Raw genomic sequence first — 25,197 nt, 5'->3', positions numbered from 1 at the left:
TCAATGAAAACGGAAAGGCCGCTGCCAAGATTTTTTAGAGGATTGATTTCGCCGCTGGTGCTTCGGCCGCCAACGGTGCTGCCGAAGAAAGGGTCCCGGTCAGGCTTCGGCGTTCGGCGCGGCGCAAATGAAGAGGTAAGGACAGCGCGGGCAGCGGAAATCGTCCTTCCTTGGCTCGTAGAGCCCGTTCCGGATATCTGCGATCGCCGCCTCGCAGTCGCCCAGACGCTTGTCGAACTTCGCCTTTGTCTGGCCAATCTCAAGGACTGAGCCCAGGAGCAGGTAATGGTGCTCGACACGCGTTTGGGGGCCGAGCGTCTCTTCGACGGCTTTGAGAAGAAGGGTCGCTGACAGCCGATCCGCATCGCCGGCCGATTGCCGCCCCGAACGGATTGTCTTGACAACGTGGTTGTCGCCGTCGCGAACGATACGGTCCACCTCTAGGCCGACGGTCTCACCACCAATGGCTGTGGAGAGGCGGCCATTGGTGGCGGCCGCTCCAGCAGCCGAAGCGTGCAACCGATCGAGCATTGACATGGTCAGCTTGCGATATGCAGCGCCAAACATGTGCTCTTCGAGCTCGCTTTCATGCCACGCATGGTCAAAAATTGCGGCGGCTTCGGCGCGATCATATTCGACGCCTTCGCCGAGTTGGCGAACGAAGGCGATCACCTTTTGCACGCAGCTATGCGCGGCAAGATATGCGCCTGCCTTGGATCGCTGTGACAGGCCTAGGACGCGCGCGTAGAAGAAGCGGCGCGGACATTGCGAGTAGCGCTCCACATCATCTGCTGTCAGCTCATCAGGGGCAGCCGGAAGGCGAATGGGGTGGTAGCTCCGCGGGGGCAATTTGCGGATCACGCCGGCGATGGAATGACCCGGGCCGACGGGAACACGCTCGAGAAATTTTGATGGATTGGCCTTCCGGCCGTTTCGCGTGGTGGGCCGATAGAGTCTGAGGTGCCTCTTTGCCCTCGACATAGCAACAAAGAGGATGCACTCCTCCTCCGCCTCGTGAGCGTCCTCCTCCTCGGGGCCTAGCATTCCGACCGGCGCGGGGCAGGCCGGCGGTCGGTTTGGTGCGGGAACCGCTCCAGCGTAAAGCCCCGGCAGGTGGACTGCCTCGAACTCCAGGCCCTTGGATGCGTGAACGGTCATAAGGCGCACCCCGTCCAGCCCGCTCAGTTCGGGCGGAAGCTGTCTGAGGTCGCGCTCGTCGGCAAGCATGATCATGTGGCGGATGCGATCAAGGGCGCGGCGGATCGGTGTTCCCTTACCGTGGAGGGGCATGGCGCGCAACGCATCGAGGAGTTGGCGCACAGCGACCCGACGCAAGTCGTCGGATGGCGACTGACCCGACAGAACCGTCCTTACATAGTCGCTTGTATCAAAGAGAAACCGGCTAAGCGCCAGCCAGGGTGTCGTGCCTTGGGTAGTCCCTTGCAGGTGACGGGCCAACACCATCAGTCCGGCAAGCCCGGCCGCTGAAATTTCCTTCAAGCTCTCTATTTTTCTGAGAAGATCGAGAACCCGCTGCTCGGTAGTGCGTGCGGCCCCAATGACCTTCAGTACGTCCTCCAGGGGGATGCGATATTCGGGAAGACCAGCGATACGCACCAGGCCGGTGCCCGCGCTGTCGGAAATGATCGAAAGCAGGGAAAGCAGATCGCGAACCTCTGCACGCTCAAAAAGCGGCCCGAGATAAAGAACGGGTATTCCCCGTGCCTCGAGCTCCTCCGCAACAGTGGCAAGCAAGCCGTTGCTTCTGGCAAGTACGGTCTGCGAGCGAAGCGAAACGCCTCTTGCCTCGAGCTCGCGGATTGACCCGGCAAGGACGTCCATCTCGGCCTGGGTGTCGGCGCATGGAAAAATGGATGGGCTCTCACCGATCGAACCGATTGCGGCATGCAGCGTGCTGGTGCCTGCGAAGGCGCTGACTTTCATGGTGGCGCCAAAGGCCGTGTAGGCCTCGATGATCTCTTCGCTTGAGCGGTAGTTCTCTTCCAAGCCGTCCCTTATTCCCACGGAGTAGTCAGCTTCAAACCTGGCTATGTTTGCCGCGGATGCGCCACGGAACCGGTAGATGGACTGACGGGCGTCGCCTACGGCCCACAGATTGCTGCCTTCTGCAACGATTTCCTTGACAAGCATCGCGCTGGCGCGGTTCACGTCCTGGTATTCGTCTATATGGACGTGGGTGAAGCGCTTGCGCATTCCGTCCCGAAAATCCTGGTCCGAGCGCATCAACAGTGTCGGTCGCATGATCAGATCGCCATAGTCGACCGCCCGGTCCTTGATGAGCTGGTTTTGATAGTGCTCGTAGACCAGCGCTACTTCGCGCGCCTTCTCGGCAGCCACCGTCTCGTCACCCGTCTGTGCCCTCACGCGCATCTGTTCGGCAGCCCGAGCGTAGTCTTTCCAGGTCCACAATTCGTCCTTGGCGCGCGCGATCGCTCGCAATATGTCGCGAAGCACCAGCGCGGGCTCGAAGAGATTGAGGTAGTGCTTCAGATCAAGCGCTGGCAGGACCTCCTCAAGCATTGCCACGCCTTCACTGGCGTCGACGATCTTTGGATCGCCCGAGACACCGAAAAGCGCGTGGTGCTTGCGGATCGTGTCCAATCCGAAAGCATGAAATGTTCCGGTCCAGACATTGACGGCGCTTGAGCCTGCCACGCGCTGGACGCGTTCCGCCAGTTCCAGTGCTGCCCTGTTTGAGAACGTAAGAGCCAGGATCTTCTCGGGTGGGACCTTGTCCGCGATCAGAGAGACGATCCTCGCGGTGAGGGTCTTGGTCTTCCCGGTTCCAGGTCCGGCCCCAAGCAGGAACGGCGACCCGCGATGATCGACCGCACGGGCCTGCGATTCATTGCAATTGTCGTTTGCGGGACTGAACGTCTCGGCAGTGGACTGTACGTCAGGCAGGAGCAGGCCGTCGGCAAGCTGTTGCAGCGTAGTGTCATAGCGCACCTTGAGATCTTCAGAGATGCGGCTTGCATTCATTTCCTTGCAGAAATAGTCGTTTGGCGAGCGGCCGCGGCAAAATCAGCTCTCGTCCAAAACTGTTGGCCTGGGCCTCTCGGCGCTCCTTGATGCCATAAGTCTCAATGCGCTGGCTGGGATCCCCGCCATTCGCTTCTGAGCGGGGATAATAGCCCTTCTCAACACCATCATGGACTTTGAAGTGACCAATCTCATGGGCAATCACCTCGGCCAGCTCGTCATCGGCCAGGTCATTACGCACGAATATGAATTTGAACTGACGATCGAGCGCGCCGTGCGCACCGTCCAGCTCATGGTAGTCCGGTTCATGTGGTCGGATGGCGAGCCCGAGGTGTTTTGCCACCCCGCGAGCAACCTCCATTGCTGTCAGAGAATCCGACAGTGCGGCTTCATTCCTGAGCGCCCGAGCAAGTGCGCGAATTGCTGCAAACTGGTCCAATCAAGCTTCCAGGTGCGCGAGCCAAAACTGTTTGTCATCTGGACTGAGGTCCGAACTTCGGATCGCTTCGGCGAAGCTTACCTTCGCACCCGTGCGCCTGCCGGAAGGCGCGAAATAATCGGCCGCGGCGTTGATCTGACCCGATGCCAGATGTGACCAGACGTCTGCCATACTCGCGCCGGTGGCGTCAGCAAGCCAGGCAATCAACTTTCCCGGAATGGTGGTCTCGTCAATGCGGCCCCTGACAAGCTGGCGTAGGATAATCAGGTCGACGCGGCATCGTTCAGCCAATGCTTGTAGGTCATCAGTCGACAGTTTCTCGAACGGGTCGATCGCAGCAGGCATCGTCAGCTGCCAAAACCGCTCCAACAATATTGTATGCTCCGAAACTGTCTGTTGAACGGTAAGGATGTCGTCCGACAAATCACTTCCATCCGAAGCGAACCATTCGGCGGCAAAGGCCAGAATCTCGGCGCGCAGTTGCGGGTTCTCGTTTGCGATCTGATTGATGCGGTCAGCGGTGGCGCCATCCTCAAGCTCGAGGTGCACGACGGCCAGTATATCGTCAAGCTGATCCATAGGGATTGGGTTGCTGTTCATGGCCTCACTCTTTCCCGCGCCTTTGGCGTGGCGCGCTCTCCTCGCTCGCCCGGGCCTTCCGGCTCGCGCTCTTGATCAAATATCGGACGTTGCGGTCCGTGCAGCCCATCTGCTCGCCTGCTTCCTTCTCCGTCAGGCCAGCCTGATGAACGTAGAATATGGCCAGGCGCTCCTTTTCGGTGAGCAACTCGTAGATCTGGTTCAACATAGCCTTGGCTTCCGCCAAAGGCATCGACCCACCTTTGGCCAGGCTCAGCGAATCCGCAGCCTCCTCGCCGGTCAGGTCGGAGCCCGGTTCGCTAAGGTCCTCGCGTGAGACCTCTGTCCTAGTGCGAAGACGGACAGCGGCCTTTGCCGTCAGATAAAGCCGCTCCGCACCGAGCTTGAAACTCATCTCGAAGATGTCCAGGCGGTCCGTTTCTATCAACTTCAGCGCCTTGTCCTTGACCAGATCGTCTACGCGTTCTCTGTCCAGGTCCGACATACCCCTTGTCATTGGAGCGCCGGCCCGCTGCAGCCTTGAGAAGAACGCAACGATCAGGGCATCATATTGCGCAGTAGGTCGGTTCGGCTTGCAGTTTCGCATCAAGTAGACAAGCGTCTGAGGCCGCAGCTTGCCCGCCGCAGCCAAAGCGAACGCCTGCGGCAGCGGCCATTCAAGGACGGCTTCTATCTCGGCCGCCACCGCATCCGGCCGGACGTAGCGCTCGCCTTGTTTGTTCGATCCCGCCAGTGGCTTCACCGGGCTCTCCCTTGGCAACCAGTCATCTGGTATTTCTTGATCTGACGAAGAATGAAAAAGCGGAAAGAGGAATTTTCATTTTTTTCAAACCCGCGGTTCCACCCCGCCAACTTGAGTGCCGCGGGGGCCTGTTATCTCGGTGATGTAGGCCAGAAACGGGTTGTCTGAAACGATTCGACCTTGCAGCCAATTTTCACGAAATGGAGTTAGTGAAATGAAATCCTTTTCGTCAGATCAATGATTTCCACGGAATATTTCAAAACTATAGCACCGGAATAACGGGCGGAGGATTGGTTTTGAACCAAAATTGAACCGCGGCCCGGTCGGCTGCTTGCCATGAGCCAGGATGAGTACCACGAATTCTAAAGGGCGGCGGACCGGACCCGTGCTCCGTGAGGGTAGACAATTGCTGTCTAGTCACGCCGCGTTCGTCGCTGGCACGCCAGGCCAAGCAAGTTAACCGCCCTTTGCGGTCTGCTTTCAGCAGCTTCCAACCGTTAGCGAGCTAACAAGCCCGCCAAAGACTCGGAAAGAGCCATGGCTAGTGACCTCGATCCTTCGGGATCACCCAGCTACATGCGACCGATCCGTCCTATTTCGGGGATCAGCATGCAGGACCACGATATCAGGCGGTCTGAGACCACCAAGGGGGACATAGAACGCTAGGTCCGGTGTCTGACAGTCGGCAGGTGGCGGCCAACATACCCGATCTCAATAGTTTGGTCGGCGGCAAGCTTCAAAAGATGAATGCGGTAAAGGCTGTCGACGTAGATGTGCTCTTCATAGGTTGTGCTTTGACCTTGCGCATTACGAAACCTGCGCTGAGCTGCGTATTGCGCCATGGTCGGATCGGACTCCGGCTTTATGCGGGGACGATGGTCAGGGAACAAGCTCGTGTTTTTCCAAATCGCTGCACGACGGTCCAGATCGGCGAACCGACGGAACAATAGCGGTAGCAAACCGCCGTCGAAGTGGGCGAGTTGGCCTTCGACCTCGACCCCAAACTTGAGGTTCGGGAACAGCCTGCCTCTGCTTTCCCATAGATCTCGCGCGGTTAGCGCTCTCATCATGTCTTCAGTGCGACGGTCACGGATCGCGACCGCGTGCACCGAATTGCTCAGATGATCGAGATGGTAGTCCTTGTCCCCTGACTTGAAAGCAAGATGGTCGATGTTCCAATGGCCTTGGCGGGATAGCCCCACTAGCAGGTCACCGGTGACTGCGCATAGCACTGCGTCTGGCGCTGCCTCGACGGCGCGGCCAAAACAGGCGTCATGATCTTGTGCCGCATGTTGAGGCTCAAGCCGCAGGACCGCCTCGATTTCGGCCTCCTCAAGATCCGAATCCGCCGGCGCCATTCTTTGCAGCGCATCGAAATACTCGGCAGCTTCGTGCTCGTCGATCGCATAGAGGCTATGGGCAACATCGCCCAACGACAAAGCGGCGTCGGGCTGATCGACCAACGGGATGAGCCATGGATCATTGTAAGAGCGGAATGCTGGCAGGGCTTCAACTTCGTCATCAAGCGCTGCCAGCGCTCTAGCCAATTGCAGGAACTCGGCCTGCGCGGCCTGAAGGTTGTCGAAGCGGGCGGAGACGGACGCTCGGTTGAGGACGTAGTCGGTCATGATCACTTCGTCGGCTTGACCAGCCGGGCGGTATTTCTTCGATGCTGATCGAAAAAGTGCGCGGGCCACGCACTCAATTTTCCGGAGCGGTCTATGCTTGGAGTCTCGACCGATGATTTTGAGCCCGTTCGCGTAAAGTAGTGGAAGACCGCCTCCTCAGGGTCAACGATTCCTTCGCGCACGGCAATCCTGACACCATCCATCAGATGGTCCGAATGGGTCTCGACGAGAACCTGTACGCCGGCCGCAGCCGCGCGGGCACACAGCTCACCGATCCTGGTCTGGCCGCGGGGATGCAGATGCGCCTCCGGATTTTCGATCAGCACCAGGCCACCGGTAGGGGTTGCCAGAAGCGCGACCAAAACGGGTAAGATATAGCTCAGGCCAAAACCGACATTGGTTGCCCGAAAACTCCGGCTGCGCAGGGATCCTTCGCTGCCAAACGTATAGCCTCCCACGATAAGATCAGCCTGGGCGAGCGGTGTGAGATCGAGTCGGACGTCGGGGCTGACCTCACTCAACCAAGCCTCGACTAGATCTCTGAGGCGGGCGCCATGCCCCTCGATGCGCCGCGGATCGCTGCCGCTCAGCGTTGCGCTGTCCTGATGCTCAAACAAGGCCTGCAGCACGTATTCGCCTCGCGTTCCCAGTTCCAGCCGACGCCTTCCGGACATGGGCAGCGATTTGCGTGGTCCGTTTCGCTCCGCATGAAGATATTGGAACGCAAGGTGATCGGCGCCAGGTAGTTCTCCTGTTAGCAGAGCGCTTATCGTCGGGTGCGCCAGCATCCTTTGGATGGCTAGCTTGTTCTCCGGTACATCGACAGCGATCGCGATCGATCTGTCTTCGGTAATGGCAAATGCCAGCCGGATCGCTTCTGATCGCTCATCGGAGATGAAAGAGAATTCGATCCTGTCCTCGGAGGCGTCTTCGAAAAGCACCTCGCCGGCAGAGCCCAGGTCCACAAGCTCGCCGGAGAAGTTGAGGAGCCCTCGCTGCAATTCGCCACTTTTGTAGGATTGCTTTATGGCTAGAAGCGCCTGCATGACGCTGCTTTTGCCGGCGCCGTTGAGGCCGGTCAACAAGGTTATCCTGCCAAGCGGCAGCTCGACGTCGGCAATGCTCTTGAAATTCTTGATATGCAGGCTTTTCACGACAGGTCTGCCAACACTTTGAGCAAAAGAGAGGCGATTTCATCAAAGCGCTTCACAACACGCTTGGGAACGCCGGTGGAATAGGAAATCGAAATGACGAATTCGGGATCGGTTCGGATCAGCTCATTGAACGATCTGACGACAGTTTCGCGGCGATCGCCAAGGTCCGAAAGAGCTCCGTCGCTCTGCGTGGCCAGTGAAACTGACCATGCCTCGAAAAGCGGCTTGCTCACCGGGTTGCGATCGGATTTGAGATTGCCTTTCTCGTCGAATCGAGGCTTGCGGAAGGCCAAGCGGTCAAAGATACGGCGCGCGGCGCTCATCGCCCGAACGAATTCGCTGGCCAGCGCGTCTCGTTCGACGTCGGTCATGGCATTGATGCGCCGCATGGCGTCGTTCAGGAATGTGTCCAGGTCATTTACTCTGTACTCCGCTGGCGCTGTCATCCGGAATGCGAGGAAGCGCAGGACCATTTCCTGCGCATCCATCCGGTCGTCTCGCACGGTGCCGTCTGTCGCTGAAATGAAAGATGGATGCTCAGCCAGCTCGCGAAGATAGGAACGCACGGGCCCTTTGTTCAGCGCATTGCGGATCTCTTGCCCGGTGAGCGGAACGCCACCAGTGTTGATGCGCTTGAATATATTGATCATGACCTCTTCGGGCGTACCCGGTTGGATCACGTTGATGACGAGTTCCGTTTCCTCGATGCGGCGCTGCATAGCGCGATCAAGCTCTTCGAACGTCTTGCCGTCCAGGACCCTTAGGTATTCCAAGCCCGACAGACGAAACTCGCCGGTCATGAAGTCGAAAATGGTTGTCAACCGCTGAAGTCCGTCAACGACGGCCCAGTCGTCCTTTTCATTGGCCGCCACATAAAAGACGGGGAGGGGGATACGGAGCAGTAGCGATTCGATCAATTGGCTCTTGCGGTGAACATGCCAAACGCGTGCCCGGCGCTGAAATTCCGGCGCCAGATCGATCTCGCTGTGCTGGATGCGCCTCACGATGAGATCGATGTTCTTCTTCTCGGTGGTGACGCGAATCTTACTGGGATCAAACGGCCGATCGATTACCAGAGACTGGTCGAGCGGTTCTGGCTCGACGCCGATGATATTTTCGGCCACCTCTGTCTCGAGCGTAGCGTCATCTTCAGTCTCGTTCATTGCTATCCTTGATCACTGCGGGCTGGTCGGCTGCCGATGCGAGCACGCTATATCACAGTTCGCAAAACTGTCGCCGATGGGTCAAGGGTTTTCGCGGGCGTAGGCGAACCTGCTTCGCCGAAATTATGAGGTCTGCCCGCTCATGCGTGCCCATTAGCAAACTCAGGCCCCATTCCTGGCAGGGCTACCCGGGGAAAGTTTTGATCGAATCGAAATGTCGCATGTGCCTGCCCGTCAAACGGGATTTGGCCGTCTTTTCTCTGGTTATCGAGACTCAGAAAAGGAACGGAGCATGTGCAAGGTAGCCACTCGATCTCTAAACCAACGTCATCCTCCCCACGCCGATCCCGGGCGCGGGCCAACTCGATCGAAATGGCGATCCGCTGGATAACTCGGCGCATGTTCTCATCCGAGGCGTCGACGTCGCCGAAGAAGCGAACTTCTCCCGCCCGCCCGCCATCCGCAACTGCGATGGCATTCCTCAGCTTTGCGACATCGATTCGGACAAATGCTTCCCTATAATCTGCCACGGCTCGTTCTCCTATGATTAGGAGCGGCTCAGCCCGCCGAGCAACCCTCGGACGCGCAGTATAGGGCGAGCCACCTCACCGGCAGAAGCGGACATACGGTCTAACGGACAGTCCCTTCAAACGGCGCTATGCGGCATCGCGTCGAGTGATTAGATTCTTGATCAGCTGGCGAATCTGTCCTGTTGACAGCCTTTCGTGCACGCCGTCGTAAGTCGAGGACAAGCTGTTCCAGATGCTGCCCTTCGTAACCAACATGATCTGGCCATCCAGGAAACGCATGACGCCGCGATAGTCGTCCGGGAGTTCGCGCTCGTTCCCGTCTCCATCGTAGTAGACGCCATCATCGCGGCCGTCTCGACTGACGTAGTTGGCCCCGCCTAAGTCAACGACTTCCTCCTGACGGCGCTCCGCAATGCGTCGGCTATAGTCGTCGTCGTAGGCGCCTGAGGGTTCCAAATGGTCGAGCTCAAGTAGCAAGAAAGACTCCGCCGGATCGACATCGACACGCCCCGAACAGTTCAGCGTTGGGCTTGCCGAGCGCCTGGAGCAATCTGAGCGTGCCCGCGACGCCAGGATGAACCTGCTCGCGGATCTGCAAAAGCTGGAGGATGCCCGTGACTCTTTGCGCGCCGAGATTGCGTCACATGAGGCGGTAAAGCAGGAAGTGTTGGGTGCTTTTGGAGTCGAAAGCCTGCCGGAAGTCGTCGAGCGCGACGAGTTGTTGCGGGAGCGCGATCGTCTGCGGAGCAGTCTGGATGAGCTTGAGGACCAACTGACAGCCGAGTTGGGCGTGGACAGTGCCACTGAGGCGCGATCACTTCTCGAAGGCGCCGATCTTGGCGCGCTTGAAGTCGAAAAGGCGCAAGGCGAGCGCCGTCTCGCTGATCTCGAGGAGGCGTTGCAACAGCAACTTGTCGCTCGCACCCGGGTGTCCGACAAACTCGATGCCGTCGGCGGCGACAGCGCAGTTGCCCGACTAGACGCTCAACGCCGAACAGTCCTTCTGGTGATCGAGGAAAAGGCTGTTCGTTTTATCGAACTGAAGCTCGGCGTTATGTCTGCAGCGAGAGCGCTTACGGCCTATCGCGAACGCCACCGTTCCGGAATGATGACACAGGCGTCCGACGCTTTCGCTTTGATCACGCGTGGCCAATACACCGGCCTGACGACCCAGCCGGCAAAGAACGGCGAAGTTCTTATCGCGATCCAGCAGGACGGCCAGTCCAAGATTGCTGACGCGCTGTCCAAGGGTGCTCGTTTCCAGCTGTACCTGACTCTAAGGCTAGCCGGCTATCACGAGTTTGCCAGGCTCAGGCCCTCTGTGCCGTTCATCGCCGACGACATCATGGAAACCTTTGACCACCTCCGGTCGGAGGAGGTTTTCCGCCTGTTTGGCGAGATGGCGAGTATCGGCCAGGTAATCTATCTCACGCATCATCAGCATCTGTGCGAAATCGCCAACGCTGTCATTCCTGGGGTGAAGATCCACGAGCTCAACTAGGCCGCGCGTCCCTCGTCCGTCCACCAACGAATACAAGACGGGTGCGCAGGTCGTCATCGAGTGCTTCCGCGACAGGCCATGGATGCCGGTCGCTTCTGCGAAAGCCTTTCCGAAAACAAACAGCACGCGCCCAGCTCGGACGGCCACTCAGCCAAGTGGTTTCGAGACGAGGCTATTGCGGCCGGCGAATGCGAAAGACATGAGCAAAACCAGTATGATGCTGTTCGCCTTTTGTGCTCCGAAAGTCGCATAAAAGGGCAGGACGGTGTGACGTCCGGAATTATTTGGCCTTTCACGGGGTTTACCAGTCCGGAATTATGGGTCGCTTGTGGGTGGCCTATGCGATTGAAAACAGGAGTGTTTTCTGGCTGAAGGTAGGAGTTTCCGATCCAAAGATCGAGTTTACCAATGGCCTCAATGACAGTTAATTCTGGATTGGCATTAAGTTATTGGATTTGCGTAGAATATAGCCGCCCTTATTGGTAAACCCGCTCACAGTCGACAACGGATTGGTCAACCCAAGACGACAGGATTGGTAAACCGAAGCAGCCCTTTCGACCAAGGTCCAGCCGTGCGCCTTCAGGCGCGCCTTGCAGGCTGCGTGGCGATGCCAGGTGCGATTGTCACGACAGATATAACTCCAGCTGTTACTCGGTGGTTCTGTTCTGCCGCTAGGGAATAGCGCACGATGTCGAGGAAAGAGTACGTGCCACTCAACCTGCTCGCCAAGTTGGCAGGAATCTCTCGACAGGCAATTTGGAAGGCCTGCCTGCGCGGCAACTGGCGAGGGCACTCGCTGGAGGTGCGCGTCATTCAACCGACGCGGGAGGATCGGCGCCGAACACAAGGTTGAGGGAGCCGACGCATACGAAGCGATTGTTATCCACGGTGAGAACACCTCCCTTCGCGCGCTTTGGCACCTCCTCCATAGCTGCGCTGCCGTTACCAACGGCGTTGGCAGCATTGTCTTTCCCGAATCGAGACCACGCTTCGTGTCATGTCGTGCGGCAGCGATGCGCTCAAGCTTTTGCACGAGCGCGGAAACGACTTCGGAAGATCGGCTTAATTCCGGACACGCCAGATAATTCTGAACGGCACAGTGGTATGCCGTCCAGAATTATCTGTCGTTGGTGAGACTTCAAGAAAGCGCCGGCTTTTCCGGTTGGCACAAGCGTTGCAGAGCTATTTGCGAGAACATTTCACCTAATGGATGGGAACGCATGAATTGCTGCAAAAAGCTGCCTGACATCGGCCGCCGTCAATCTCTAAGGGGAGGAACGTTTGCCGATGCAGGAATGGCCATAGCTGTGGCACTGCCTGCGCAGACTCAGACAAAGTCTGCACGGGGCTGGCACTCATCGAATACAACAGGCTGAAGCCGAACGAACCCTCGACGTCAGTTACCAGACGGTGCGGGACCGGACGGCGACATTGTCGGATTCTCGACCACGTGCCCGCACAAGGGATTCCCATTGAACTACAACGGCGACGACCACTCCTTCAATTATTCCGGCCAATACTCACATTTTGACGCTGATGCCGGAGGGCAGCAGATCTGGGGACAGTCGACGGCCAATATTCCCCAATACGCGCGCTGCACGTCTGAACTCTACGCCGAGGGGGTCGACGAGCTCCTTTACGGCCGGCTGAGCAACGTACTTCAAGAGAGGATTGGATCATGACTTATAAACATATCGACCGCCTGCCGTATCTCCAATCGGGGAATTCTTGCGTGAAATATCTGTTCGTCGGTGCCACAGTGGTTTTGGCGTTACTGCCTCCGGTCGCGCGGACCCAGGATATCGAGGCCGGAAAGACAGTCTTCAAAAAGTGTGCCGCCTGCCACAGCGCTGATACCGAAGCGAACAAAGTCGGGCCAACCTTGAAAGGCGTCGTGGGCCGGACAGCGGGGACCGTCCTTGGCTATTCTTATTCGAAAGCCATGAAGGATGTGGGCTCTGCGGGCCTCGTATGGGATGAGCCGAACCTGATGGAATATCTGACAAATCCCAAGGCGAAAGTGCCGGCGAACAAAATGGGGTTCCCTGGTCTCCAGAATCCCGAGGACGTCAAAAACGTCATCGCCTATCTCAAGAGCGTGTCAGGTTAGAAACCTTTGGCCGTTGCCTTTCGAGAACAACGCAAAGGAGAGAGCGATCGAATTTCACGCCGCGAAACCTGGTTTGAAAGCCGACTGTTCTGCCGGGCAGAGTGGCGAAGCTATCCCGTTCGAGACGGCGGTAGCCAAAGCCATCGCGCTCGCCAAACCTGTTCGACATAGGGAAACGGTCTCGCTCGTCGGTGCATTGGGGAGGGTTTGCGCGGCCGATATATGCTCGCCTATTTCGCTGCCTCCGTTCGATAATTCGGCCATGGACGGATTTGCCGTTCGAACGGCGGATTTCGATGGGGAAGGGCCTTGGATTTTTTGTGTCGCTGAACGGGTGGTCGCCGGCGATGTACGCGTTCTTGAGAACCTCGACCCCCGAACTGCACTCAGGATATTCACGGGAGCACCCGTTCCGTGGACCTTCGACGCCGTGGTCATGCAAGAGGGCTGCGAGCGAATTGGCGACACCGTCACGGTATATGAGCGGCCCCGTCGTGGCCATCACATCCGTTTTGCTGGCGAGGACGTCAGCGCTGACTCGGAACTGATAAGGCGGGGCAAGGGCCTCTCCGCCAGGGATCTAACCTTGTTGGCAGCGGCGGGGATCGTCGACGTCCAGGTGCTTCGAAAAATCCGGATAGGACTGCTCTCGACAGGAACCGAATTGAAAGAACCGGGTGAACCCCTTGAGCACGGTCAGATTTACAATTCCAATCAGATCATGCTGAGCTCGTTGCTGGCGGGGTATCCTTGGGCGGATATCGTCGACTTCGGCATGGTCCCCGACAGCCTGGGGCTCCTCAAAGACGTTGTCGCTCCGCGCCGTCACGTCCTGTGATGCCCTGGTTACCAGAGGCGGGGTCTCGGCAGGCGAGGAAGACCATACGGTGGCGGCTGTTCAGGCTCATGGAGCCGACCTTGACATCCTCAACGTCGCGATGCGGCCGGGCAAGCCGCTGAAGGTCGGAAGGATCAGGAAAACAGTCTTGCAGGGTTGCCGGGCAATCCCAACGCGTCGCTCATAGCGTTCCGGCAGATTGTCCGGCCTGCCTTGCGAAGGCTGGCAGGCCTCGCCGAGACCCAGCCGCAATGGTTCCCGGCGGTGGCTGGCTTCAACTGCGAAAAGCGGCAAGGTCAAACCGAGTTTGTGCCCGTTCGCATATCCGGCCGCACCGAAAGGGGTGAACCTGTGCTGGAGATGCTTGAACGTGGATCCTCGCCCAATTTGATGGCCATTGCGTTGGCCGACGGCATCGCACTCCTGCCGCCTGAGGCCGCCGAAATCAAAGACAGCATGCCGCTACGCTACGAGCCGTTTGGGACCTAGCATTGGGCGAGTCTGCGGGGAGAGGTCAGCCTGCCACCGCAAATCCTGATGCCGCGCCCGAGTTGCGATAAGCAGGCAGGTCTCGTCGCTAAGTCCGTCCTGGAAAAGTCGAACCAGGTCAGAGGCAACGTTCTCGGCTTCTGGTGACCCTGGTTGGACATTGCTCTCTTGGCAAAGCTGGTCGAAAACCGACTTCAAGCTTTCCAAGTCACTCGGGTATAGGGCTGGGTCAAGGTTGGGACGATCGATCATCTGGGCCTCCCGCGGGCTGAGATCTTGAACGAAACAGAGGGCGGCGGCGAGGAAACCCGCCTCGCCTTGCCAAACGCGGCAACTGGTCACGGGGGCCTTGCCATGTCTTGGAATGGCGAATGCGGTGCATATTGCCGATCTTCCTCAACGCGTCTGCCTCTGCCGAAAGCGAGGCGCGCAGTTTGGATCCGGCCGTGCCACGAACATGGCATCGGCCTTAATGCGCTTGTCCAAACCCGACTTGAGCATCTTGATGCGGACGAATGGGGGGCCCACAGTTTCTTGCGAGCCAGTCCGCATCATCTGGCAATGCAACGCAGATTGCGGACCGCGTCTTCTATAGGTGAAAGTGGTTCCGTTGCAAAGTTTTGTCTGGTCAGAGAATTTGCCAGAGTGGTGGCAACATGCGGCAGCGAGGATTTCGAACTGCTCGGCGAGAGATTGAAGGCGTACCGTGCCTGTCGTTTGCGCATCATATGGACCATCTCGATGCCGGACAGGGTGACCGCGGCGGCGTGCGTCGATTTGAAACCGAGCATCGGCCGCACCCGGCGCTTGATGCGCCGATGGTCCTGCTCGATGCGGTTATTGAGGTATTGGCTTTGGCGGATGCGGATCGGCTTCGACCGGCGCTGGGAGCAATCCTGCAATCGACTTGTGGCATCGCAGGAAACGATGGCTTCCCGGTTGGTCTGACTGCCGTCGATGACGATGCGATCGGGACGGCCATGGCGTGCCAACGCTTTTGTGAGGAAACGCTTGGCGGCCGGCAAATCCCGGTATTCACTGAACCAGAACTCGACGGTGTCGCCGACGCTGTCGATGGCGCGATACAGGTACATCCATCGCCTGCGCACCTTGATGTAGGTCTCGTCCGCATGCCATTTGCCGGTCACGGCGCGCTTGCGCCGGTTGAAGCGTTCCATCAGCAGCGGCGCGAAATGAACGACCCAGCGATGGATCGTTGAATGATCGACACTAATGCCACGCTCCGCCATCATTTCTCGAAGATCGCGTAGGCTCAGTCCGTAGGCCAGATACCAGCGAATGCAAAGCAAGATCACAGATTGGTCGAAATGGCGGCCTTTGAACATCTCAACTCTCCGGGGAACACCGGAGCCCATTGCCATGCGCCTCGTTACCAAAAACTTTGCAACACATCCGTCGTAGCTGGCCATGCTATTCTGGCAGCGCGAAGCGCGTGATGCGTGTCCAAAACCTGACATCGTCAGAAAACATGTCAGGTTCAAAACACATCTTGGGCACTGTGGAGGTTTTCAACGCGTAATCATGCGCTTCCCGCGCGCGGAGCGTGCTGGCACGGCCTTTGCTGAATGAGATGCAGCGACATTGAGTGAGGGCTGACTGCACGCAGAAACTTCCCTTGAACCTGGCGCCTCGTCTCTAAGAGGGAAACAAGCTTGCGCATAAAGTCGCGCAACCTTTGGCAATAGCTTTGGAGCAACATGGTCTTGCAGATTGAGCCCCCGGCGTGGCGAGCCCCTCACAAACTTCAAGCCTGGAATCGGCTCTGGAGTGAGGGAGACCCCAAAAATTGTAGGTTTCGAGTGCCGCGGAGCTAGCGGCGCAGAGCTGGAGGCGCATGTTTAACGAAAATTCACGTGAGAAGCACAAGCTGGACGGACGTCGGCTCACCGATGTAATCGCGGCTATCGATGAAATCGGGGCATCGTTTCCGGACAGAATCGCGATTACGCATGGCGCGGCGGAACTCACATATGGTGAGCTGCGAGTCATGTCGGCTAGAATCGCGAGCACTCTACGAGAGCGCTGCGCGGTGGGAACGATCGTGAGCTATTGTGGTGAACGAAATCCCAATTGGGCCGCTACAGTAATCGCAATTCTGAAGGGCGGCTCAACATATTTGCCGCTCGACCCATCTTTACCGGCCTCACGCACTTCATTCATGGTCGAGCAGAGTGGATGCACTCTGATTATCGGGCAAGAGCGACCGGAAGCCCTTGGTCTACTTCAAGAAAACAGCCACGGCACTCGAGAATTCATGACGGTGCAGACCGCCTTATTTGGGGACCGTGCCTCTTCTGCGATGCCCTCTTCTGCGATGCCCTCTTCGGCTGAGTGCGGTCTCGCTTACATCTTGTTTACGTCCGGTTCGACGGGGTGGCCCAAGGGTGTGATGGTCGAGCGTACCGGACTAAACAACCATTTGATAGCCAAGATCGATGCGCTCGAGCTGACCGAGAAGGACTGCATCGCTCAAACTGCATCGCATTGCTTTGACATCTCGCTGTGGCAGCTCTTGGCAGGGCTATGCGTTGGAAGCCGCGTCGCGATCATAGACGATGCCACGCTTAGATCTCCGATCGCTCTTCTTAAGGCGCTGCAGGGACAAGGCGTCACAATTGTCCAATTCGTCCCATCGGTGCTTGCCATATTTGTTGAGTATCTGCAGACACTCGCGGCAGACGAGCGCCCTCTCAGTGCCTTACGCATGATCTCCACGGTCGGCGAGCCACTGACGCCTGCCCTGGCGCGCACCTGGCTGGCACTGTATCCCCAAGTCTCAATTCTCAATCACTATGGCCCGACAGAATGTGCGGATGGGGTTACCCACCATGTGGTTTCTGTCCCGCCTAGTGCAGCTGACGCCTATGTACCGATCGGTCGGCCGATCTCCAATCTTGAAGTCTATGTCGCCGATGGATGGCGGCTGTGCAGGACGGGTGAAGTCGGCGAGATCTGTGTCAGCGGAGTCGGTGTCGCTGCTGGCTACATCAATGATAGCGCGCGTACCAAAGATGCTTTTTTTCCAAACCCGTTCTCCAACCATCCATCCCATCGGCGCCTCTACAAGACAGGCGATCGCGGACGCTTCAGAGCTGACGGCCTGCTGGAATGTCTTGGCAGGCGAGACCGTCAAGTCAAGATCCGGGGGCACCGGGTCGAGCTTGGAGAGATTGAGTCTCGGCTCTGCACCCATCCTTCGGTAAGTGGCGCCGTCGCCGTAGCACCCGTCAATGAAGGCGTGAAGCTCACAGCAAGAGACATAACCAAGGCCGACGGAGGGATCAGGCCAAGACGAATAGTGGCCTATGTATCGGCTCCTCCCGACGTCTTGGAAAGTGGACTCCGAAGCTTTGTTGCCGAAACGCTTCCTGCCTACATGGTCCCGGAGCGAATCATTCATGTCGATGGCATTCCAATTACCAGAAACGGGAAAGTAGACTTTGCAGCTTTGCCGGATCCGACGACCATACGCCCTCAGCTGCTGAATTCGTTCGAGGAACCAAAGACGGAGCTCGAAGGCAAGCTGCGAGGTATCTGGTCCAGCGTTCTTCGCATCAAAGATATCGGCGTGAACGACCAATTCATGGACCTTGGCGGGGACTCGCTCCGGGCGATGCTTATATTAGCCCAGCTGCAGAGGCAGCTCAGGGCGAAGGTGGATTTCAGGCTGGTGCTAAATGGGACCGTCAGGTCGCTGGCGGCATCGCTATCAAGCCAATCCGAGACGACACAGAACGTGCTTCCAGCGGGCCGGAAGCACGGACGATCATCGCTGACACGGGTGCAGGAACACCTGTGGTTCCTCTGGCAGCTCGATCCGGATGCGAAAAACTACGTCATTCAAGGTGGGCTGCGTATACGAGGAGCAATCGATCTGACTGCTTTCAATGAAGCTTGGATCAATGTCGTCAGGGCCCACGACGCGCTTTCGGCACGTTTCAGCGACGAAGATGGGCCGGTCCAGATTTTTGATGATCCGCATTACGCCAATTTAGAGTTGGTTGACACCACTCACCTTACGCAACAGGAGGCTGAGGAGCTTGTGGCGGAGATGCGGCGGACCGAGCTCAACGACGCCTTTGATCTCAGTCAGGGCCATTTGTTTCGTGCGCGCATGATCCGCCTTGCCGCGGCTGACCATCTAATACTGATAACCGCACACGAAATTATCATAGATGCCTGGTCGATCTCCGTGTTGCTCAGAGACTTGCGAACGAGATACACCAATGCTGCCCCGTTCTCTCCAGAGCATCGTGTGTCACTCTCGGCCTATGCGCTCTGGGAAAGTGTACACGTTACACCGGACTTGCTGGTTGCGCAGCGGCGCTACTGGCGTGGGCAGATTGGCGACAATCCGCCCGCGCTTTTGCTAGCGAGTGATCGACCCCGGCCGAAAGGGAATTCCTACCGTGGGGCCTCGCATGCGGTTCCCCTTGGTGAAGAACTGTCCGATCAAGTGAGGGGTTTTGCACGTCGGCACAGGTGCACCACATCCACGATCCTGTTGGCATGCTTTAAGCTCCTGTTGCGGATGTATAGCAGCCAGGACGATGTCATCGTCGGTATACCGCACGTCGTGCGCGACCAAACAGGCACGGAGGAGATCGTTGGTTTTTTCCTCAATATGCTACCAATCCGAACCACGATCGATGTCAATAAGTCCTTTGCGGCTCACGTAACTCATGTGCAAGCCCTTGTCAGCGATGCCATCGCGAACTCGGCGTATCCATTCAGTTGGATGGTGAGGGACGCCCGATTGTACCGTGAAGCCGGTCGATCACCGATCTTCCAAGTCATGTTCAACATGTACTCCGAACCCCAGGAGGAGCCACCGGCCGAACGCGATTTGGATCTGACGTTTCGTGAATATGACACAGGCTATGTGAAGTTCGACCTTACCCTGTATGCGCAAGACCAGGGCGATGACATTGCGCTGCAACTGGCATATGCGGAAGACATTTTTTCACGTGACCTGATCGCTCGCATGGCGGCCAATCTTCGCCATCTTATTGCTGCCTGTGTCGAGAGGCCGGCTGAGCCGATTATCGCCCTGACCTGCCTGTGCCCCTCGGAGGTCGCCATGCTGGACGCGCTCAGGGGCCCTGAGCAGGTATATGAGAACGAACCTTCGCTCGTGGAAGCCTTCGATCAGGTCAGCGCAAAGAACGACCAGGTGGCGTATTTCGGCGAGTTCGGAGAAGTCACGTTCGGCCAACTGCGCGAACGCATGGCGGCGATCCAGTCCGCTCTGCGTACCTGCGAGGTAGGGCCGGGCGACATGGTCGTCATGCTGATCGACCGGTCACCTGAAGTGGCCACTACAACTTTGGCTATCCGGGCAATGCAGGCGACCGTCGTGCCTATATCGCCAGATGACCCGAAGGAACGGATCAGCCATGTTGTAAGAGATAGCGGGGCTAAGCTCCTAATTCACGCCAGCGCGGACGAAGAGATCGATTTTGGTGTGCCGTCCGTTAGCTTGTCCTTCCTGCAGGAGAGATACTACCCTGCTCGGGCGTTGCACTGCGAGGTCGAGCGGCCTGATAACGGTGCAGCGAGCTTGATCTACACCTCATCCTCAACGGGTAAGGCGAAAGGCGTTCTCATACCTGAGCCCGCAATACTCAATCGACTGAATTGGATGTGGCGATGCTTTCCGTTTGATGGCGCCGACGTGATCGTTGTTCAGAAGTCGATGGCACTTGTTGCCGCAGCATGGGAGTATTTTGGAGGACTCCTGAAGGGAGTCCCGACGCTGATCCTGACCGATGACCAGTTGCTCGACCCCGACCTCTTGTTGAGTGCCTTGACAAGGCATCGCGTGACTCGGTTGTTCGCTTCCCCGCCCATTCTGTCCGGTCTGATTACCTCTCAAAAACGACATGCGGAAACGACCAGCTTGCGCCTAGTCACAAGCAGTGCTGAACCGATGCCGCCATCGCTTCCTTCTCGTTGGCGAGAGTGCTTTCCAGATGTGCCGCTATGGAATTTTTATGGCGCCACGGAATGCGCGTCTAATGCGGCAGTCTACGCAACATCGGAGGCCGACGATGGCTCTAAAGCTGTGCCGGTCGGGCGCCCAATCGACAATGTGAAGATCTATGTGCTCAATGCACAGTTGGAGCGGGTTCCCGTTGGGGTAGCAGGCGAACTCTGCGTCGCGGGACGCTGCGTAAGCACGGGGTACTGGCGGGACCGAGAGCGAACGAAGCAAAGTTTCGTGCCCAATCCATACGATGACTGCCAATACGGCCTTCTTTATCGCAGTGGCGATATCGCCCGCGTCTCAGCCAAAGGTCTTCTGGAGATTTGCGGTCGATCAGACAACCAAATCAAGCTCCGGGGTTTCCGAATTGAGCTGGAGGAAATCGAAACCGCCCTTGAAGCGCATCCTGGAATTACCAGGGCCACCGCAGTCGTTCGGGGAGTGGATGATAATCGCCGACTGGTGGCCATAGTGGTCCCAACTGACGATGGCCTTACCTTAGGAGACATTGTGAATCACCTACGGCAGGAATTGCCACCTTACATGATTCCATCCGATTTTCGCATGGTGGACCGTCTGCCACTGACGGCGAGCGGGAAGATAGATCGTCGTCGCCTCTCTTCTGTCCGATCCCGCGAGCTTCGGAGTGCCCAATCCGCTGAGCCGCGCACGGAGCGGGAGCGACTTCTTGCCGAGATCTGGCAAGAACTGTTGAGCGCCAAATCCATCGGGATCGATGACAGTTTCTTTGATATCGGCGGAAACTCTCTTCTGAGCGTGCGTTGCGTTACATTAGCGCGTAAAGCCGGACTGAGCTTGACCGTTGGCCAACTGTACAGAATACCCACCATTCGGGAATTGGCCAAGGAAATCGCATCAGCCACGACGATCTCTGCCTTTGAGGCCACCGATGGACCGTTGCTAGTGACTCCTGCCGTCTCATCTTGGAACAGCCTTGTCGGATTAGGCGAGCACTACAACATTGGCGACCTCTTCCTCCTGCCTGCGGGTCTCTTGAATCTATCAATCCTTGAAGGCGCCCTGGCTCATGTCATTGGTCGGCACGAAGGACTGAGACTTCGAATAGTGCAAACCGAGAGCGGCCTATCTCAGGCAATCGGATCGGTACCCAATCTCCTCGTGGAAGAAATAGACCTGGTCGGCATGACCACGGCAGAACAGCTGACGGTCATCGAAGGCTCCTGCGCAGAGCGTCAAACCGGGTTTCGGTTTGACGGTCAGACACCCCTCGTCAGGCTTTCAGCCTTCCGGATATCAGAGAGCGGCGACTACTATCTGCTTGTTCTGATGCATCACTTTGTAGCTGACGGTACTGGGTACCGACTGTTCCTAAATGCACTGGAAACAGCCTACAATACGCTAGCCGCAGGCGGGACCATTGCAGATCCAGAGACGACGCCTCTCTCTCGGTGGCTGGAGCGATTGGGCCATTACGCAGATAGCGAAGCGCCAACCGAACTCGAATATTGGGAGGGGGTTCGATATGATCTGTTCGATATGCATGTGAGCGATGCTGGCTCGGGTACAGCGGAATTTTTAAATGAAACTGCAAGAAGGCTCCATTATGCCCGCTTGGAGGGATTGGTAAATGAAGAATATTGCAGCCAACTTTGGGAAGATCAGGCCAAATATTGCGTAACGATCGGCGAGAAGGCGACGGCCAGACTTCTCAATGTCTCGGCGACGTCTGCGCAATGCGAGGATTTTGATATATTCCTTGCGGCTGTGTCAGGGGCGTTTGGCCGCGCTTTCGGGAATTACTCGCTCTGGATCGACAGCCTCACATCGACCAGAGGTGAGTTATTCGACGACATCGATCCGTCTCAGATCATCGGCTATGTCGGCGAACTGGTTCCGCTTCCCTTATATCTGACGGGGAAGGAGTCTCGTCCGGATCGCGCTCGTTCGATATATCGGCAGCGCAACGCGCTGCCGCGCCGGGGGATCGGTTTTCGGGCGATGAAGTTCTTGAATCGGGATCCGGCAGTGCGGAAGCGGATCGATCATTTGCCGTTTCCTAGGATCGGACTGAACTATCGAGCACGACTGCAACGCCATTATCCACGGCGTCTGCTAGCCAGAGATCCGCACTCACTTTGGATCGGCGAAGATATGGAGCAGTCCGCCATGAACTACCTCTTCTGGTTTCGTGTCGGATACGAAGCTGGTGAGCTACAAATCGAAGTGAGATACGATCCAAGACAAGTTGGCTATGGAACGACCCGCAACCTCTGCACAATCTTGCGCCAGGAACTGCTCCAGATAATCAATACATCTGAAGATGTGTAGCCGACCTGTCAACCGACGATAAGTCCGGGGTAGGGGGTTGAGGAAGAGGGGGCAATCGGAAGCATGGCAGCACCGGAACAACACATTAATCTGTCGGACGAAAAACTTTCCCGCCTCATCATGCGACTCGCCATTCCTTCGATTATTGGCTTATCGATCAATGCGCTTCAGCAGTTCGTGAATGCGATCTTTGTTGGCACGCTTGGGGCACAGGCTATCGCCGCCGTCAGCATGACTTTCCCCATCGTTGTCCTCCTCTTGGCAGTCGGACAGGGGCTCGGCGTTGGCACAGCATCATTCGTGTCTAGCAATCTTGGCGCTGGCAACTCGCTTGAGGCGAGTCGCGGCGCGAGCTTGGCGCTCGCTCTCGCGGTTCCGATCGGAGTGGGTCTTGCTGTCGGTCTGCTTCTGTCTTTGCGCAAGATTCTCGCTATGCTTGGCGCCAGTCCGACAATCATGCCGGCCGCGCTTGAGTACGCATCGACGCTCTTGTTCGGCTACACTCTCATGCTGCTGAACATTGTCAATGGGTTCATCGTAAGGGCCGAGGGCAATACACGATTCAGCATGTGGACCATGATTACGGCTTTCGTGCTGAATACCGTGCTCGATCCTATCTTCATTTTCTTGCTAGATCTGGGCGTTCGAGGAGCGGCGCTTGCGACGCTGTTGTCTCAGATCGCCGCTATCAGCGTCTACATCGTATATTTCCTGAAGAAGTGTGGGATTGTTCGTATCGGAACTTCTTACATTACCTTCAGGGTGGGCCGCATCAAACAGATCGCTGCCATTGGAACGCCGTCAACTATCACCAGTATTTTGTCTGCCGTTGCATTCATGCTCTTCTACCGTGCTGCTGCACCATTCGGCGACGCTTCCGTTGCCGCTGTGGGTATAGCCGTGCGATTGTCAACGATCGGGGCACTCCCAATTATCGGCTTCTGCATAGGCTCTCAGGCGGTTCTCGGTTTCGGTTGGGGAGCACAGGATTTCGCCCGGGTAGAGAAGGCCGCGAAGTTCATGCTTTTCATAACCGTCGCATTTTCAGTCAGCTTTTCCGCCGTGGTCCTGATTTTTGCTCGGCCAATGGTTTCGCTTTTCAGCGATAACGAGGATGTAATCGATCTCGCCGTCTCTGCCTGTATTGTTTTCCATCTTTTCTTTGGCCTCTTTGGTGTTCAGTATGTTGCGATCACCCTGCTTCAGTCATTGGGGAGAGTACGCCTCAGTGCCGTCGTTTCCCTTGCCAGGCAAGGCTACCTTTTCATACCCGCCATACTACTGTTTCCAGTCATTTGGGGCTTTAACGGACTGTTGGCCAGCCAGGCAGTTGCTGAGTTGGTGGCGGGGCTGATTGCTCTGTTTGTAATTCGCGGGCAGATCGGCGTTCTTAAAGGAATGCCCTCGCTGAGCTAGGGAATCGGGTCGACGCTGCTGACGTGAAGGGCGATCATTTCGGTTCTGCCCGCAGATCGTGGTTGAAGAGCCAGATCCAATACAGGACCCATCCGTGCATGCTTGACCGGGCGCACGAATGGTCAATCCGGCACGGCGAGGACAAAGGACGGGTGTTGGCCGCAGCGCGACCTGCATGAGCCGCCCAGCAGCGGATCGCGGTCGAGAGAGCGAGGACATTTGGATACGCTGCTCCCCCCAAACGTTGCTGTGCAAACCTGTCGAGCAAGAAATCTCAGCAGTGCCCTGGTGATGGCCGAAGAAGAGAGTGCAATCGCCACTGCAGTCGAGAGCAGAAGGCGTGAATTCTCGATCGGGCGTGCCTGTGCCAGAGCGGCATTGTCCAAGCTCGGCTTTCCTCCCTGCGCGATCCCAAGTGGACCTCACCGTGAGCCGCTTTGGCCACCTGGTGTGGTTGGCAGCATAACACATTGTGCTGGATTCTGTGCCGCCGCCGTCGCTCAGCATGGGGACTACGCTGCGCTTGGAATCGATGCAGAAGTCGACGAGGAGTTGCCCTCCGGCGTATTGGAGCTCATTTCGGTTGACGAGGAACGGTATTGGCTGGCCAACGCATCCGGGCGCCTCAATTGGGACCGGTTGCTCTTCAGTGCTAAGGAAAGCATCTTTAAGGCATGGTTCCCGCTCACACGTGAATGGCTAGGCTTCGAGGACGCCGTGGTCACCATCATCCCCGACGATGGCACATTTCATGCTCGCCTCCCCCACACATTCCTGCCGGCCGAAGATCATGCGTGGGAGCTTCGCGGCCGGTTCATCATCGCCAATGGACTGATACTCACTGCAGTCTTCGTTACGGGGCCCCGATCAAAATGGGGCATCATCTTCGGCCGCGCTTGACTCGGCCGCAGCAGAGCTCGTCGAGTTCCGGAAAATCAAGTGGAATTAGGAATTAGGGTAACCGCTGTTCTCAGGCCACGGCCTTGAGCGGCATAGGGCTGTAGGCCCAAGGCAGCAGATCGTCGATCTGGCTTTGTGGATGGCCGGCGACTATCCGGGCGATCACGTCAGCGAGGTAGGTGTGAGGCTCGACGCCGTTGAGCTTGCATGTCTCGATCAGCGAAGCGATCGTTGCCCAGTGCTCGGCGCCGCCGTCGGAGCCGGCGAAGAGCGCATTCTTGCGGTTCAGCGCGAAGACTGATTCATTATGCACCCCCTCTTCAAATGGCGGGAAACAGCGATTTCTGATTATCGTCGTTGATGATAC

Annotated in this window: 17 protein-coding genes and 3 pseudogenes; 9 read left to right on the top strand and 11 right to left on the bottom strand. The window is 57.4% G+C overall.

The window, feature by feature from the left end:
- Positions 1-99 precede the first annotated feature (99 nt).
- From AC0L2Y_RS28125 to AC0L2Y_RS28085, 9 genes and pseudogenes are all read right to left on the bottom strand, one after another.
- Positions 100-3,003, bottom strand: coding sequence for an ATP-dependent DNA helicase (locus AC0L2Y_RS28125; protein ID WP_473560978.1), 2,904 nt, complete (start codon positions 3,001-3,003; stop codon positions 100-102).
- On the bottom strand, positions 2,981-3,442 hold the full coding sequence (locus AC0L2Y_RS28120; protein ID WP_473560976.1) for an ImmA/IrrE family metallo-endopeptidase: 462 nt from the start codon (positions 3,440-3,442) through the stop codon (positions 2,981-2,983). The genes AC0L2Y_RS28125 and AC0L2Y_RS28120 overlap by 23 nt, the downstream gene beginning before the upstream one ends.
- Positions 3,443-4,042 (bottom strand): hypothetical protein, encoded by a 600-nt coding sequence (locus tag AC0L2Y_RS28115; RefSeq protein WP_473560975.1) that lies wholly within the window; start codon positions 4,040-4,042, stop codon positions 3,443-3,445.
- A gap of 4 nt (positions 4,043-4,046) precedes the next feature.
- Entirely contained in the window at positions 4,047-4,784 is a 738-nt protein-coding gene (locus AC0L2Y_RS28110) for a sigma-70 RNA polymerase sigma factor region 4 domain-containing protein (RefSeq protein WP_473560973.1), read from the bottom strand.
- A 662-nt stretch (positions 4,785-5,446) separates the two neighbouring features.
- Positions 5,447-6,412, bottom strand: a complete 966-nt coding sequence (locus tag AC0L2Y_RS28105) for a hypothetical protein (RefSeq protein WP_473560971.1) — start codon at positions 6,410-6,412, stop codon at positions 5,447-5,449.
- 2 nt (positions 6,413-6,414) lie between these two features.
- Positions 6,415-7,566: a DUF3696 domain-containing protein gene (locus AC0L2Y_RS28100; protein ID WP_473560969.1), complete on the bottom strand. Its 1,152-nt coding sequence runs from the start codon at positions 7,564-7,566 to the stop codon at positions 6,415-6,417.
- Positions 7,563-8,729: a GmrSD restriction endonuclease domain-containing protein gene (locus AC0L2Y_RS28095; RefSeq protein WP_473560967.1), complete on the bottom strand. Its 1,167-nt coding sequence runs from the start codon at positions 8,727-8,729 to the stop codon at positions 7,563-7,565. Before AC0L2Y_RS28095 ends, AC0L2Y_RS28100 begins: the two co-directional genes overlap by 4 nt.
- A 379-nt stretch (positions 8,730-9,108) precedes the next feature.
- Positions 9,109-9,259: pseudogene (locus tag AC0L2Y_RS28090) on the bottom strand (IS110 family transposase); the annotation flags it as partial.
- Between the two features lie 126 nt (positions 9,260-9,385).
- Positions 9,386-9,736, bottom strand: a complete 351-nt coding sequence (locus AC0L2Y_RS28085) for a hypothetical protein (protein ID WP_473560965.1) — start codon at positions 9,734-9,736, stop codon at positions 9,386-9,388.
- Positions 9,737-9,833: 97 nt separating this feature from the next.
- Between AC0L2Y_RS28085 and AC0L2Y_RS28080 the strand changes: the two genes are divergently transcribed.
- The 6 genes and pseudogenes from AC0L2Y_RS28080 (at position 9,834) to AC0L2Y_RS28055 (ending at position 14,197) form a co-directional block, all read left to right on the top strand.
- A complete protein-coding gene (locus AC0L2Y_RS28080; protein ID WP_473560964.1) occupies positions 9,834-10,760 on the top strand; it encodes an ATP-binding protein in 927 nt (308 codons plus the stop codon).
- A 1,412-nt stretch (positions 10,761-12,172) separates the two neighbouring features.
- Positions 12,173-12,442, top strand: a pseudogene (locus AC0L2Y_RS28075) (Rieske (2Fe-2S) protein); the annotation flags it as partial.
- Positions 12,439-12,870: a c-type cytochrome gene (locus AC0L2Y_RS28070; protein ID WP_473560962.1), complete on the top strand. Its 432-nt coding sequence runs from the start codon at positions 12,439-12,441 to the stop codon at positions 12,868-12,870. The pseudogene AC0L2Y_RS28075 and the gene AC0L2Y_RS28070, both read left to right, overlap by 4 nt.
- Before the next feature lie 13 nt (positions 12,871-12,883).
- Positions 12,884-13,708: a molybdopterin molybdotransferase MoeA gene (locus tag AC0L2Y_RS28065; protein WP_473560961.1), complete on the top strand. Its 825-nt coding sequence runs from the start codon at positions 12,884-12,886 to the stop codon at positions 13,706-13,708.
- A complete protein-coding gene (locus AC0L2Y_RS28060; protein ID WP_473560959.1) occupies positions 13,680-13,895 on the top strand; it encodes a molybdopterin-binding protein in 216 nt (71 codons plus the stop codon). The genes AC0L2Y_RS28065 and AC0L2Y_RS28060 overlap by 29 nt, the downstream gene beginning before the upstream one ends.
- Positions 13,865-14,197, top strand: coding sequence for a hypothetical protein (locus tag AC0L2Y_RS28055; RefSeq protein ID WP_473560957.1), 333 nt, complete (start codon positions 13,865-13,867; stop codon positions 14,195-14,197). The genes AC0L2Y_RS28060 and AC0L2Y_RS28055 overlap by 31 nt, the downstream gene beginning before the upstream one ends.
- Positions 14,198-14,857: 660 nt before the next feature.
- Here the strand turns inward: AC0L2Y_RS28055 and AC0L2Y_RS28050 are convergent.
- Positions 14,858-15,543: pseudogene (locus tag AC0L2Y_RS28050) on the bottom strand (IS6 family transposase); the annotation flags it as partial.
- A 509-nt stretch (positions 15,544-16,052) separates the two neighbouring features.
- Between AC0L2Y_RS28050 and AC0L2Y_RS28045 the strand changes: the two are divergent.
- From AC0L2Y_RS28045 to AC0L2Y_RS28035, 3 genes are all read left to right on the top strand, one after another.
- A complete protein-coding gene (locus AC0L2Y_RS28045) occupies positions 16,053-22,514 on the top strand; it encodes an amino acid adenylation domain-containing protein (RefSeq protein ID WP_473560955.1) in 6,462 nt (2,153 codons plus the stop codon).
- A 63-nt stretch (positions 22,515-22,577) separates the two neighbouring features.
- A complete protein-coding gene (locus tag AC0L2Y_RS28040; protein WP_473560953.1) occupies positions 22,578-23,930 on the top strand; it encodes an MATE family efflux transporter in 1,353 nt (450 codons plus the stop codon).
- Positions 23,931-24,221: 291 nt separating this feature from the next.
- Positions 24,222-24,830: a 4'-phosphopantetheinyl transferase family protein gene (locus AC0L2Y_RS28035; protein WP_473560951.1), complete on the top strand. Its 609-nt coding sequence runs from the start codon at positions 24,222-24,224 to the stop codon at positions 24,828-24,830.
- A 70-nt stretch (positions 24,831-24,900) separates the two neighbouring features.
- Here AC0L2Y_RS28035 and AC0L2Y_RS28030 read toward each other — a convergent pair.
- Positions 24,901-25,197: transposase domain-containing protein (locus AC0L2Y_RS28030; RefSeq protein ID WP_473560949.1), on the bottom strand; the 297-nt coding region annotated here is incomplete at its 5' end.

The sequence above is a fragment of the Mesorhizobium sp. WSM4830 genome (assembly GCF_055811495.1).
Note: the sequence above shows the minus strand (reverse complement) of the source record. Positions and strands in the feature narration are given on the sequence as shown.